This window comes from Blautia sp. SC05B48 (assembly GCF_005848555.1).
Taxonomy (GTDB): domain Bacteria; phylum Bacillota; class Clostridia; order Lachnospirales; family Lachnospiraceae; genus Blautia_A.
Genome location: NZ_CP040518.1, coordinates 2,090,253 through 2,104,458, shown reverse-complemented (window position 1 = coordinate 2,104,458; position 14,206 = coordinate 2,090,253). Strand labels below are relative to the sequence as shown.

Annotated in this window: 10 protein-coding genes and 1 other annotated feature; of the genes, 4 read left to right on the top strand and 6 right to left on the bottom strand. The window is 46.8% G+C overall.

From position 1 onward, the window contains the following. Positions 1–336: 336 nt before the first annotated feature. On the top strand, positions 337–981 hold the full coding sequence (locus EYS05_RS09655) for a YesL family protein (protein WP_015526055.1): 645 nt from the start codon (positions 337–339) through the stop codon (positions 979–981). Between the two features lie 169 nt (positions 982–1,150). Here EYS05_RS09655 and EYS05_RS09650 read toward each other — a convergent pair whose 3' ends face one another. Continuing rightward, on the bottom strand, positions 1,151–2,677 hold the full coding sequence (locus EYS05_RS09650; RefSeq protein WP_138277082.1) for a glycoside hydrolase family 31 protein: 1,527 nt from the start codon (positions 2,675–2,677) through the stop codon (positions 1,151–1,153). A gap of 931 nt (positions 2,678–3,608) precedes the next feature. On the opposite strand from EYS05_RS09650, the gene EYS05_RS09645 reads away from it, so the two are divergent. Then, positions 3,609–4,436: an AraC family transcriptional regulator gene (locus tag EYS05_RS09645; RefSeq protein ID WP_110104211.1), complete on the top strand. Its 828-nt coding sequence runs from the start codon at positions 3,609–3,611 to the stop codon at positions 4,434–4,436. A gap of 143 nt (positions 4,437–4,579) precedes the next feature. On the opposite strand, the gene EYS05_RS09640 is transcribed toward EYS05_RS09645, so the two are convergent. The 5 genes from EYS05_RS09640 to EYS05_RS09620 all read right to left on the bottom strand — a co-directional run bounded on the left by EYS05_RS09640 (position 4,580) and on the right by EYS05_RS09620 (position 10,438). Next, positions 4,580–6,181, bottom strand: coding sequence for an ABC1 kinase family protein (locus EYS05_RS09640; RefSeq protein ID WP_138277081.1), 1,602 nt, complete (start codon positions 6,179–6,181; stop codon positions 4,580–4,582). A gap of 69 nt (positions 6,182–6,250) precedes the next feature. Then, on the bottom strand, positions 6,251–6,676 hold the full coding sequence (locus tag EYS05_RS09635; protein WP_180211336.1) for a hypothetical protein: 426 nt from the start codon (positions 6,674–6,676) through the stop codon (positions 6,251–6,253). A 95-nt stretch (positions 6,677–6,771) separates the two neighbouring features. After that, positions 6,772–7,149: a diacylglycerol kinase family protein gene (locus tag EYS05_RS09630; RefSeq protein ID WP_021652500.1), complete on the bottom strand. Its 378-nt coding sequence runs from the start codon at positions 7,147–7,149 to the stop codon at positions 6,772–6,774. 265 nt (positions 7,150–7,414) lie between these two features. Further along, a complete protein-coding gene (locus EYS05_RS09625; protein WP_138277080.1) occupies positions 7,415–9,730 on the bottom strand; it encodes an ABC transporter permease in 2,316 nt (771 codons plus the stop codon). Between the two features lie 9 nt (positions 9,731–9,739). Beyond that, positions 9,740–10,438 carry an ABC transporter ATP-binding protein gene (locus tag EYS05_RS09620; protein WP_138277079.1) on the bottom strand — a complete coding sequence of 233 codons (699 nt, stop codon included), beginning with the start codon at positions 10,436–10,438 and terminating at the stop codon, positions 9,740–9,742. 232 nt (positions 10,439–10,670) lie between these two features. On the opposite strand from EYS05_RS09620, the gene EYS05_RS09615 reads away from it, so the two are divergent. Next, positions 10,671–11,957: an HlyC/CorC family transporter gene (locus EYS05_RS09615; protein ID WP_021652503.1), complete on the top strand. Its 1,287-nt coding sequence runs from the start codon at positions 10,671–10,673 to the stop codon at positions 11,955–11,957. Between the two features lie 183 nt (positions 11,958–12,140). Then, positions 12,141–12,382, top strand: a binding site (T-box leader). Between the two features lie 100 nt (positions 12,383–12,482). After that, positions 12,483–14,201, top strand: a complete 1,719-nt coding sequence (gene ilvB / locus EYS05_RS09610) for a biosynthetic-type acetolactate synthase large subunit (RefSeq protein ID WP_015526064.1) — start codon at positions 12,483–12,485, stop codon at positions 14,199–14,201. Positions 14,202–14,206 lie beyond the last annotated feature (5 nt).

Sequence of the window (14,206 nt, the reverse complement as noted above, 5' to 3'; positions counted from 1 at the left end):
TATGAGCATATTTTGGCACCCATTTATTTCCTTGTAGCAAAACCAACATTTTTACATATCTGTTTTTGTATGTTTTACTAACTCAGCACATGTATAAATGTCATTTTCCAAAAAACACAATTTTCCTTTCCTAACATAATTCCATGCGTGCCATCATTTTCACATGTGCACGCAAAGTTCCATGTTTTTTTATACAGTCCCATAAACCGTGCTGATACTTATCTGCGTCCCCTCTCTTTACACACAATCAAAAACTATGCTAAGATTAGCTGTATCGGACTTTTCCCATATGGTCTGTTTTCATTTCTACATTTCTATATAAGGAGGTATTTCGTTATGAATCTTTTAAATGAAGATAATGTCGTCCATGTATTTCTCAACAAGCTGGGTGACATCGTGATCGCCAATCTTCTTTTTATTCTCTGCTGCATCCCCGTGATCACCATTGGGCCGTCACTAACTGCCCTTTATCACTGCATGATGCGTACAGTAAAAGGGAATAACAACGGCACAACGAAAACATTTTTCAGAGCTTTTAAGGAAAACTTCAAACAGTCACTGATCATATGGCTGCTGATCCTTGCTGCCGGAACCATGCTCATCCTGAATATCCGCTTTCTGCTCCATGCAGAAGGAAGCGCTGCACATATGCTGTTTTATCTTTCTGTGGGGGTTCTGACTTTGCTGATAATTTTTACTTTATACATATTCCCGGTAATCGCAACCTTTGCTAATACACTGGGGGCACTTTGCAGAAATGCATTTCTGCTGGCATTTATGCATTTCCCCACAACGATCGCCATTGCGGTGATCACGATCTTTCCATTGTATATGACATATCTCGATGCAAAGCTACAGCCACTTTACGCATGCTGCTGGTTTTTCTTTGGATTTGGACTTGTAGCTTTTATAAATTCGATGCTGTTGTATCGATTTTTTAAGAAGCTGCTTCCTCCGGAGGAGGATATTTCGCTTTTGTGATGAAAAGCTTGGGAAAATTGTTATTTATTTAGATATAGTATTTTTAGATATAGTATTTTCGCTTTTCAAAGCGGAGGAAATCTGCGAGGGGGAAAGCACTCAGAGTTGCGAAGCCCGTTTTTCCCCCTCGCGCTCCCCCTTTCCGGGCACGCAATTGTTGTGCGTTGTCCTACACTCTCCTCAAAACAACCAGCCCATCATTCTCACCAAGAACCACATTCCGGCCACCATTCAGTACATCACCCTCAGTCTCTCCAAGGCTAACACACCTCCACTGCCCCTCAGGCAAAGTCACACTTCTGACAACCTCCCCCTGCTTCCAAACAGGCGCCACCAAAAGCGCATCACCAACCATAAACTGATCCATCACCCTCTCCATACCCTGTCCAGGGAAAACAAACTCCATAGAACGGGCAATCGGCTCACCAGTAACTTTCGCACACTCTACAGCCTTGAAAATCTCCGGCAGACATTTCTCTCTGAGCGCCAGCGCAGCCTTAACCTTCTGAAAATCCGCCTCAGGCAGCACCCTCCACGGAGAAGCCGAAAACTGCATCACCGGCATCAAAGCCGCGATCTGTGCATACCGCACAAACATCTCCGGCGTACACGCATTCTCATTCCCATTCAAAAAGCAGGTATACTCACCCCCGCCAATCATATCCGGACTGCCAAAAGGATGCCCAGTAAGCCCCTGGAGCAACGTATCCGGGATCAATCCCGCAATACCACTCTCATCCCACTTCGTCTGCTTATCACAAAGTCTCTGCATCAGAGAATAACCCCCGGCCCGGAAACACACTCTCAGCTCATTAAACGCAAACTGCTCTCCAAACTCAGCCCAAAGCCTGGACAACTCATCCGTAGAAACATCACGGAACAGCTTATCACCCGCATGATAATAACAAGGATCACCCGCGTCCAGTTTAAAGCCATCCACACCCATATCCGTCAGAACATCCAGCTGATCCTTCAGCCACTTCATCGCATCCGGATTCGTCAGATCCAAAGCTGCAGAATACCCATTCCACCACTCCAGGATACGAGGTTTTCCCTCCGGAGTTTCAATCAGAAAATGCTTATCCCTAGCCTCCCGGAACTCCAACGTATCCGGAGTAATAAACGGACAGATCCACAGCATCACAGAAAATCCCATCTCATGCAATTCTTTGAGCATCGCCTTCGCATCCTTGAAATTATCCCCCCTGAACTGCCACCTTCCATAATAAGGAGACCAGCCATCATCGATCATCAGAACACCGGATGGAAAACCATTTTCCAGAATACCTTTTGCATATTTCAGGATATTCTTCTGGGTCTGATAATAGGTAAGTTCGATCCAGGAATTGTATACCGGTACTTTGAAAAACCTGTCTGAAAGTTTGATCTCATGAAATGGAAAATGCGCTTTCATGGCTGCCAGGTATGCACCTCGCAGATCATTGAAGCCATCTTTCAGAATGATAGGTTCCGGACCTTCCGCCAGGATCTCACCATTTCTGAAAGAAATGTGAAAACCTGCATCGCTCCAGATGTAGCGGCCTTTCGAGGAAAGGAATAAAGGCATGATCTGATTGTGGGTTGGGTTTTCGCGGAAATCCCAGTCCACAATGTCGTCTGCACCTACGGGCTGGCGGTAGCCTTCATAGACTGCACCACCGTACCAGAATTCGTTTTTTAATATAATTGTTTTCATGTTGAGGCTCCTCCTTTTATATGTAAATCTATTTTTTTAATGTTGAGGTTATTTTTGGGGGTATTAGTGTAAATTTATCCGCTTTTCAAAGCGGAGGAAATCTGCGAGGGAGAAAGCACTCAGAGTTGCGAAGCCCGCTTTTCCCCCTCGCACTCCCCCTTTCCGGGCACGCTATATTGTCGTACGCTGTGGAAATGTGTTAATGTATTGGCACGGCGATGTATTCTACGGTATTGATAATGCTACGCTACACCGATGTATTCATCCTGCTCCGCTGTGTTCCTCTATATTCCTATGTATTGATATCTCATCCCGGCGCCACTGCATTGCCACAACAACTCACCTCCAAGTCGACAGCGAAACGCCTCGACCCATTCTTCCCCGGCAGACCACAGGGAAACTCTGCCTTTCGTCCCAGTCATCCAGCGTAGCGCTGATGACTCATCCAACTCCCGGGAAAACACCACCATTCCCACTCTGAACCAAATCCCCTCTCCGCCAGCCACATTTTCTCCATCCCCTTCCCTCCTCACCTGTAATCCCTCCCGCCATCGCCACTCTATCCCTTCCGCCCTGAAATACCAGCCCGTGAGGTGTGTGCTGCCTGTCGGCGGACTCTGCAGGAGGGGTGCTGATTCTTAGCCGGTGGAAATCTGCGTTGCTTCAAAAATTCTCGCTGTCTGAGCGGCTTCAGACGCGAGTTCGAGAATTTTTAAAGCGCTTTTAGCAGATTTTCAGCGGCTTAGAAGTCAGCCCCCGACGAAGCCCCGCCGACAGGCAGCACACACCTCACGGGCGTCCGTATATCCATATCCATCCTTGCCCTTCCCACACCCAATATTGTATAATCACCTCATACAACATTCCATCCCATTTTGTGACCCAAAATTGCGTTTTTGTTGAATAACCCAAAAACAGGAGGCCCACCCAAATGAAAAACGATTCCAAAGAAACCCAAACCCAGCACACCCTCTCCGTCTACTTCTGCGGCCAGGAAGACTGCGGTCCGAACCACTCCTTCGGCCCGGCCATGCGCCCACACTACCTTCTCCACGTGATCTTCCACGGCAAAGGCATCTACCAGTGCAGCGGCCACACCTACCATCTGAAAGCAGGCGACGCCTTTCTCATCCGCCCCATGGACTCCATCTACTACCGCGCCGACACCTCCGACCCCTGGAGCTATGCCTGGGCAGGCTTTGACGGCTCCGCCTGCAAAGAAATCCTGAAACAAACCGTATTTTCCGACACCCCAATCTTCACCCCGGAAACACCCTCCCGGCAAAACAGCCTCCTCACCCACATGCAAAGCCTACTTGACACCTTTTCCGAAAACAACGGAAACGACCTTGCCTCCACAGGAAACCTCCTCCTGATATTATCCGACATGCAAAAAAAGCCCTCCGAAAGCAGGACCGACATCTCAAACCTGTACTTTCAGAAAGCCTCCGAATACATTAGAAACAACTATGCCTACCCCATCCAGATTTCAGACGTGGCACACTACGTAGGAATCGACCGTTCCTATCTTTACCGGATCTTCATGGAACATGAAAACACCTCCCCAAAACAATATCTCCTGAAACACCGCCTCCAGATGGCAGCCCAGCTTCTCTGCTCCTCCTCCTGCACCATCACAGAAGCAGCTCTCTCCTGCGGCTTCCGGGACGCTCCCTCCTTCTGCAACTACTTCCGCCAGGGAACCGGCTACACCCCAAGGGAATTCCGCAAAGCCTACAGCGGAACCATCTACACCTGACCAAACACCCGCACTCCGTCCTTTACCAGCTGGTCGGAAGATGATAGCTCCTAATCGCAGTTATAACAGCAGACCGAAACAATTCCATAACAGCAAAAAAAGACGGAAACCATCCCGCAGACTCTGCAAATGATCTCCGTCTTTTATTTTTTTCCTGAAAAGAAATGCTTGATAAACACATACAAAACAATAATAAAAGCAAACACATAGCCAAAAGCCCCCAACGCCGGAATCCCCCACAGCTTTGGTTTCATATCTGTAGTACAGATAATGCTGGAACTGATCAGAAGTGCCATCACCCACAGCCCCATCACAATATTCCGCACCAGCCGCCGCAAAAGCCACGCCAGATCATCCGAGGCATGAAGATCCAGATTGATCTTTGTCTGCCCTTTCATACAGCCCTGAAGAAAATCTGCTGCCAGAGAAGGAATATCCACTGCACGTTTCAGGGACCAGGCAAGATTTTTTCCTTCTTTTTTTATCTCACGCTTCCAGTTCCCATTGCTGAACAGCTGCTCCTTGAGCCTTGCCGCAGCAATCTGTGTCATATTGATGTCCGGACATATCTCAGCCAGAACCCCCTCCACATGAGTCAGCCCCCTTGCAAGCATAGTCAGTCCGTGAGGCATCATGATCTTATTTTCTTTCATGACCTCCATCAGGTCCACCATCACTTCAGCCACATCAATGTTCCCCATATCCGCAGTACCGTATTTCTCCATAAGTCCGCGGATATCCTCATAAAGCTTGCTGGAATCCGGTTTGCCTTTAAACTCCCCAAGAGCCAGGACCGCATCCTGGATCTTGCCGATGTTGTTCATGGCAACCCCTTCAATAGCTTCTGCGATCAGCTGACGATCGTGCTCTGTAAGCCGCCCCATCATTCCCATATCGATCCAGACGATCTTTCCATCCTGGATCCGCACGTTTCCCGGATGTGGATCCGCATGGAAAAAGCCATCCTCCATCACCTGTTTGATGAAATTATCCACATATTTCGTTCCGACCTCATTAAGATCATAACCATTGGCCAGAAGCGCAGCCTTGTCATTGACAGCAAAACCGTCAATATATTCCATCACAAGAATATGCGGCGAAATATACTCACGGTAGAGGATCGGTACTTTAACAAAAGCCACATCTTTGTTCTTTTTTGCAAATTCCGCCATATTTGCAGCTTCCGTCAGGAAATTCATCTCCTCCTGAGTCACAGTCCACAGTTCACTTAAAACCATGTTCAGATCCACCATGCCCTTAATGCTCACCGGCGGCATCAGGCGCACTGCTTTATGCATCAGGCCGATATCCCTGGCCATGGTCTCATAGATTCCTTTTCGCTGAACCTTGATCACAACCTCTTCACCTGTTTTCAGCGTGGCCCGATGCACCTGGGCAATCGATGCTGCTCCCAGAGGTTTCTGCTCAATATGCTGAAATTCCTCCTGCCATGGACATCCCATGGATTCCTCAAGAACCTCGATCACCTGGGAAAACGGCATGGGCGGCACATCCGAGCAGAGTTTCATCAGCTCATCGCAGTAGCGTTTCGGCAGAATATCGGAACGAAGAGACATGATCTGACCCAACTTAATATAAGTTGGGCCCAGATCTTCCAGTATGAGCCGGAGCTTCTCAGGAGAAACACCCCGGGTAATGGCATGTTTTTTCAGAACGGCTGTGATCTCTCTCAGCCGTTCTCCATATCCGCCTTTCTCTTTTTTCTCCTTTTCTTCTCTGCCCATAAACTTCTCCATTTACTGCTTCGTCTGCGTTATCGTTTAGTCAAGCGGATATTTGCGATCCGCAGTCGGTTACTCTGCTGCCTGTTCTTCGCTCCCGGTATCTTCTGCATTTTCTGTTTCCGCAGAAGCTTCCTGTACAGCTTCCTCTGCCGGTTCTTCTGCTGTCTCGGCTTTCTCCTCAGCAGCCTCGGCCTGCATGCGCTCGATCTGCGCCTTCACAGCAGCCAGCTGCTCCGGTGTCAGCCTGGAAATCGTTGCCTTCAGTTCTTCCTGATCATTCTTTCTGGCTGCAGATTCCTTTACAGAATCAGCAGCTGTCTTAACCGTTGATTTGATGTTATGCTTCAGCTCCTGATTAAGAACCTTACCCTGTTCAACCGTAAGCTCACCCTTTTTTACCAGTTCATCCAGGATTTCTTTGGATTTCTCTGCTGTCACTGCTGCTGTACCAATACCCACCAATAAAATTTTCTTCAGTCCTTCACCTAATTCCATAATATTTTCTCCTTTCCTGAAACCGGCAGCTGCCGGACCATCACACCACAGTCCGACACCAGACCCTATCCTGAAACAAAAGTTTTCTGTTCCTGTCATATTCCCAGAAAAGCAAGTCCCTTGGGAACAAAAATGATCAGTCCGACGATCGCTGCCATGATCGCTGCGATCAGTACTGCTCCGGCTGCTGTGTCCTTGGCGATCTTTGCCAGTGGGTGACGTTCCTCTGTGACCAGATCCACAACAGCTTCCACTGCCGTATTCACCAGCTCCAGCGCCATCACCATTCCGAACAGCCCCAGGCAGATGCACCACTCTGTCACGGAAATCCCAAGGATCAGTCCTGCGATCACCACAAGCGCTGCCACCATACAGTGGATCTTCATATTTCTTTCCTTGCGGATGCAGGTAAAAATCCCCTGAAACGCATATCCGAAGCTTTTATACAGCGGATCCTTCTTTCTGCCTGCCATGTTCCTCACCTGATTTCCTGTTTGAATTATTCCCTCCAACGGGAAGTATGGGATTATTATAACAAGTTTGTAGTAATATTTCCAGTATTCCGGAAAATTTATGAATATTTAAGGAGTATATGTGGTTATTCACAGATAACTGTTCAAGCGGATAAAAACATCCGCATTCAGTTAAACCACACATACTCCTGATCCTGTTGCATATTCTGTAAAATTTCCGGATATCCTGAATTATTTTTCCAGATATATATACAGATGTCACATATTATTCCACATTTTTCAGTGCTTCATCCATGGGCACATGACGGATCCTCCGGAATTCCAGCACTGCTACCACTGCATAGGCTGCGATTCCGATCGCTGTCATTTTCACATAGATCATGGGATCCACCCACATGGTAATCCATCCCGAAATACTGGAAAGCATCATCTCGCGGAACAGCACTTCCATGATCTGCCGTTCAACCGGAAGGCTTAATAGCAGGCAGAACACCACCACAAGTGATGTGGAAAGTATATACAAACGGCTGATCTCACCATTTGTATAGCCCAGGATCTTGGTCATGGAAATCGACTGGGCATTTTTTTCGATGATGACCTTGGAAAGCAGATAGATCACCACCAGGAAAATGATCACGGAAAATCCATACATCATTCCCATCATATCTCCCATGGAGACATCCAGCTGCCTGGATATTTTTGTAAGAGCTTCCAGATCAATGACAGAGCCGATATATTTTGAAGGGATATCCCGGATCTCTGTATCAGAGAAATATCCTCCAAAATAATCATCTTCAAGATCAAACGCCTCATTCAGTTTATCTCTTTCCATAAATACACAGAGGCTTGCCGCATAATCATAGATTCCATCTACTTTAAAGGAATACTCATCCTTCTCGTATTTTTCCTTCAAAGTTATGGTATCGCCCTCCTTGATCCGGAATTTATCTGCATAAGCACTGGAAATATAAACACCCTCTCCCGAAAGATCTGCACGGATATACTTGCTATCCGGCTCCACACCATAGAGAGTGATCTCCTCACTTTTATATTTACCAGGCATGGTATTCAGGGAATATGCAGAAAATTTTTCCGCATCTTTATTGTCCGTTCTGATATCCGTATAATATTCCAGAAGAGAATTCATGGCATCCGCTTTATTTCCTGAATAGGCACTTGCCGGAACCGAAAGTATGTACTGGTATTTCGCCAGCATATTCTCCTGGATCTCCATCTGATAATGATCCAGCGTAGACGGCAGGAGCATGCCGAAAAACAGCAGCAAATTTGCAAAAATGACTCCCACAAACAGCACCAGATAATTGCTGACATTCTGAAAGATCACCCGGAGGCGAAACCTGGAAAAAATTCCGATCTTCGGACTTAAATACACCGCGCGTTTCTGTCTTTTCCCGGAAAAATCCCTTCTCAGGAACTTCAGAGGCGAAAGCTTCAGGCGGTACCAGAGCACCGCATAATCGATCAGTATCATAATGATGACCGGAACTACGGTTGTCAGAAGAAAGGCATCTGCATTCCATACTGTCACATAAGTCGGCAGACTATAGCTCCCGTAATATATGTCTGCACATACACCCTTAAATACGGTATATCCAAGAATATTTCCAATCAGGGCACCGACCAGTGTGACCAGAACCGGAAGCGTCATATAATGAAGGATCAGCTCACGCCTGGTATAACCGGATGCACGTAACGTACCGATAACACCGGCTTCCTTTCGGATCGTATTGCTGATGGTAATTCCAAACACAAAAGCCATGATCACGATCACAATATAAAGAAGCGTGATGACCATTGCCCTGTCTCCGCCCATATCATCACCGGTGAAAATGATCGCCTGGTTAAGATAACGTGGGACAAAGGTTTCCAGAGCTACCACTTTGCCAATGTCTTCCATGAGATTTTCAGAAACCTTCTTCTCCTCTTTTTCGTTCTTTGGCTGATGATCATATATCCATGCATAATTGTACCGGAGCTTTTCCTGATCCAGGTTTTCAAATTCCTCCGGAGTTACGATCGCCACACCAAACTTTACAGAATCAAACATGGAATCATTATTATTCTGAAACAGGGCACTGTAATCCGAAAGTGCCACCAGGCCTGTGATCTTCCAGGATTTTTCACCTCTGATCAGGGTATCTCCTACCTTAAGACTGTTGTTATCCGCATACATACGGTCAATGGCGATCTCGCCCTGCCCTGACGGCATTTCTCCCTTCATCAGGCAGACCTTATTCACCTTCTCACGGTTTTTAAAAAAACGCATGGTGCTTCCGTTATCCAGATCTTCTTCTATATAGTAGTTCTCATAAAGCTTAACACCGGTAGCTTCAATATCCTTCCACTGAGAACTGTAAATCTTTTCCGCAGTACGAAAATTTCCGTTTTCGATGTTATATTTATCAAAGCTCTCATTATAAGCCTTCAGCATGCTTCCATCGGCTACCAGAAAGCCGGACACAAACCCGATGGTCAATACCATCAGCAGGAAAACCACCAGATATTTTCCAAATTCCCCCTTCAGTTCCCTGGGGATACGTTTACGTAAAGGATTCTTCATAATGCCCCCTTACCATTCCAGGTCAGCAGCCGGAATCTTCTGCTCATTCTGATAGTTTCTGCGGATCATCCCGTCACGAAGCTTTACCACACGGTCTGCCATATCCTTGATGCCATCGTTATGAGTAACCATGACTATAGTATTTCCGTATTTGTGATTGACTGTTTCGATCAGCTTCAGGATTTCCTTGGAGGTGTTGTAGTCCAGAGCGCCGGTAGGCTCATCACAAAGCAGGATATCCGGATTTTTTACAATGGCACGTCCAATAGCAGTTCTCTGCTGCTGCCCTCCCGAAAGCTGGTTCGGAAACTTCCGCTGATGTTCATAAAGTCCCAGTGTCTCCAGCAGTTCATCCACATCCAGCGGTCTGTCACTTAAATAAGCACCAACTTCAATATTCTCCCTCACAGTCAGATTGGGGATCAGATTATACATCTGAAAAATATATCCCAGATGTTTTCTGCGGTAGAGGGAAAGCTTCTTTTCATTCATATCCTCCAGCTGTTCTCCCTGAATGGTAATGCTTCCTGCATCCGCTCCGTCAATGCCGCCAATAATGTTTAGCAGCGTGGATTTCCCGGAACCGGACGGCCCCAGAAGCACACAAAATTCTCCCTTTTCAATCTCAAGATCGATCCCCTTCAGAACATCTACATGGCTCTCTCCTGCCCCGAAGGATTTTTTGATTCCTTTTATCTCCAGAAACATAAACCTCTCCTTCCATTCCTATACAGTTCTTCTTTATATATGAATATACATATATGTTAGTCTGAACTTACTCTTTTGTCAAGAAGCAGACTTATTTTCGTATTTTTTCCATATATCTATATGCGCTGTACCGGTCCGGCTCTTGCCAAAATCCAGTAAAACGTATATAATGTGGGAGTATCTGTATATTTTTAACCAAATAATCTTATTTTTAAAGGAGTGAATATTGAAAGTGGACCCCAGCGACACTTACCAGATAATCATATTACTTATTCTGCTGGCATTGTCAGCCTTTTTCTCATCTAACGAAACCGCGCTGATGTCGGTAAACAAGATCCGTCTCCGCTCTCTTGCAGACGAGGGAAACAAGCGTGCAGCCATGGCTCTCGATATCCTGGAGAACCAGACGCCCAAGCTTCTCAGTGCGATTCTCATCGGAAACAACATTGTGAACATTTCAGCTTCTTCCCTTGCAACCACACTTGCATACAGCTTTGGCGGCTATATGGTCAGCATCGTGACGGTGATTCTGACGGTTCTGATCCTGATCTTCGGTGAGATCACCCCCAAGAACTACGCAACCATTAACTCTGAAAAGATCACCCTCCGCTATATCCCGGTCTTTAAATTTCTTATGACCATCATGACACCGGTGATCTTCATCATCAATCTCTTTTCAAGAGGTGTGATGCGCCTGATGCGTGTGGATCCGGATGCAGCCAGCAAGGCCATGACCGAGGAGGAGCTTCGTACTATCGTGGACGTCAGCCATGAGGACGGTGTCATTGAATCCGACGAAAAAGAAATGATCTACAATGTGTTTGATCTTGGAGATGCCACAGCCAAGGATATCATGGTTCCAAGAGTACATGTTACCTTTGCGGATGTAGAATCCACCTATGATGAGCTGATCGATATTTTCCGCGAGGATAAGTTCACACGTCTGCCGGTTTATAAGGACAGCCAGAACAACATTGTGGGAATCATCAACATGAAGGATCTTCTTCTTTACGACAAAAATGAGGAATTTGTTATCGATCATTTCCTCCGAAAGCCGCATTTCACTTACGAAACAAAAAGCATTTCCGATCTTCTTGTGGAAATGAAGGACTCCACCTTCAACATTGCCATTGTACTGGATGAATACGGTGATATGGCCGGACTGATCACACTGGAGGATATCCTGGAGGAGATCGTGGGTGAGATCCATGACGAATACGATGAGAAGGAGGACGAGCTTGTCCAGAAGATTTCCGACCGGGAATATATCATCGAAGGTTCCATGCATCTAGATGACGTAAATGATCATCTGGATACGGAACTGGATTCCGAGGATTATGATTCCCTGGGTGGATTTATCATCGAACATCTGGATCGTTTGCCTGTTGCCGGTGACGAAGTGATCACAGAGGACGGAATCCGTCTGATCGTAGAAAAGCTGGATAAAAACCGTATCGAGAAAGTGCATGTCTACCTTCCGGAAAAAGATCCTGAAACACTGGATAATACCGAATCCTGAGTAAGCAGGCTCCAGCTCCGTAACAAGAAACAGCTAATGTACCGAAAAAATATTTAATACTTAATATCATCCATATCGGAACTGTTATCGTAATCCCCGGCTCACCCATTGAGCCATCAGGATTTTTGATTGACAGTTCCGATATTTTATATTATAATAATAGAAAATTTTTATCCATATTTACTAAATGCAATGACAGGGAGTAGTACACAGTCTCCGGATGCACAGAGAGAAGATGGACGGTGAGAATCTTCGTGACTGAACTGTGGAAGTAGCCCTCGAGCAGTGGACTGAACCATGGATCTTCATGCAGTAGGCTTCATCGTCATTCCCACGTTACAGGGAGGCAGTATAATTTTGTACTGGCAGAGAGCAGAGTTTTACCTCTGAAAACAGGTGGTACCGCGGAATCATCCGTCCTGAGCATATTTTATCCAATATGCCGGGACTTTTTTATTGGAAAAATTTCTCGCGGCAGCCCTTATCTGCTTAACTTTTCACATCATCAAAGGAGGGAACCAATTCATGAAACAGATTTCCGGAAACAAATTGCTTGTAAAAGCCTTAAAAGAAGAAGGCGTTGATGTTCTGTTCGGCTATCCTGGTGCCTGTACCATCGATATCAGCGATGAATTATATAAACAGAGCGGCATTGACATCATCCTGCCACGTCACGAGCAGGCCCTTGTACACGAAGCAGATGCCTATGCCAGAACTACCGGAAAGGTTGGCGTATGTCTCGTTACCAGCGGTCCCGGAGCTACCAACCTTGTTACAGGTCTTGCAACTGCCAACTATGACAGTGTTCCGCTTGTATGCTTTACCGGACAGGTTGCCCGTCACCTCATCGGAAACGATGCGTTCCAGGAGGTTGATATTGTCGGGATCACCAGAAGCATCACAAAATACGGTGTTACCGTCCGCAACCGTGAGGATCTTGGACGTATCATCAAGGAAGCTTTCTATATCGCACGCACCGGACGCCCAGGCCCGGTTCTCATCGACCTTCCAAAGGATGTAATGGCCGAGCTGGGAAGTGCTGAGTATCCGAAGACTGTCAATATCCGCGGCTACAAGCCTAACACCAGCGTGCATATCGGACAGCTGAAGCGTGCCCTCAAAATGCTGCAGAAGGCCAAAAAACCTCTGTTTCTTGCTGGCGGCGGTGTGATCATTTCCCGCGCACAGGAGATTTTTACCCAGGTTGTTGAGAAAACTCAGATCCCGGTTGTCACAACCGTCATGGGACGTGGCGCCATTTCCACAAAGAACCCTCTGTTTATCGGAAATCTCGGTATGCACGGCGCTTATGCCGCAAATATGGCCGTGAATGAATGCGATCTTCTGTTTTCCATCGGAACCCGTTTTAACGACCGTATCACAGGCAAGCTCCATGAATTTGCCCCACATGCACAGATCGTCCACATCGATATTGACACCGCTTCCATTTCCAGAAATATCCATGTAGACATCCCCATCGTTGCCGATGCAAAAGAGGCAATAACAAAAATGAATGAATATGTACAGGACTGTAATACCGGCAAATGGCTGAAGCAGATCCAGGAATGGAAGGAAGAGCATCCTCTTACCATGAAAGACCGTGGTATTATGGGACCGCTGGATATCATCGGCGAAATCAACCGCCAGTTTGACAAGGCCATTCTTGTTACCGATGTAGGTCAGCATCAGATGCTGGTGAGCCAGTATGCAGACATCACCGAGAACCGTCAGCTGATCATGTCCGGCGGACTTGGAACCATGGGTTACGGCCTTCCAGGTGCCATCGGTGCCAAGATCGGTAATCCGGATACACCGGTCATCTCCGTTTCCGGTGACGGCGGCATGCAGATGAACATTCAGGAGCTGGCTACCGCAGTTCTGGAGGAGCTTCCGATCATCTGCTGTATCTTTAATAATGAATATCTCGGAATGGTCCGCCAGTGGCAGAAGCTTTTCTACGGAAAACGTTACGCCATGACAAATCTGAAGGCCGGTGCACTCTCCCGCCGCACAGACGGTCAGGAATATCCGGAATACACACCGGATTTCATCCGTCTCGCAGAGAGCTATGGGGCAAAGGGTATCCGCGTAACTGAGAAGGATCAGATCGCGGCTGCTTTCGAAGAGGCTAAAAAGAATACAAAAACTCCTACGATCATCGAATTTATCATTGATCCGGAGGAAATGGTTTACCCGATGGTCAAGCCGGGCGGCACCCTGGCTGATCTGATCATGGATTGTTAGGAGGA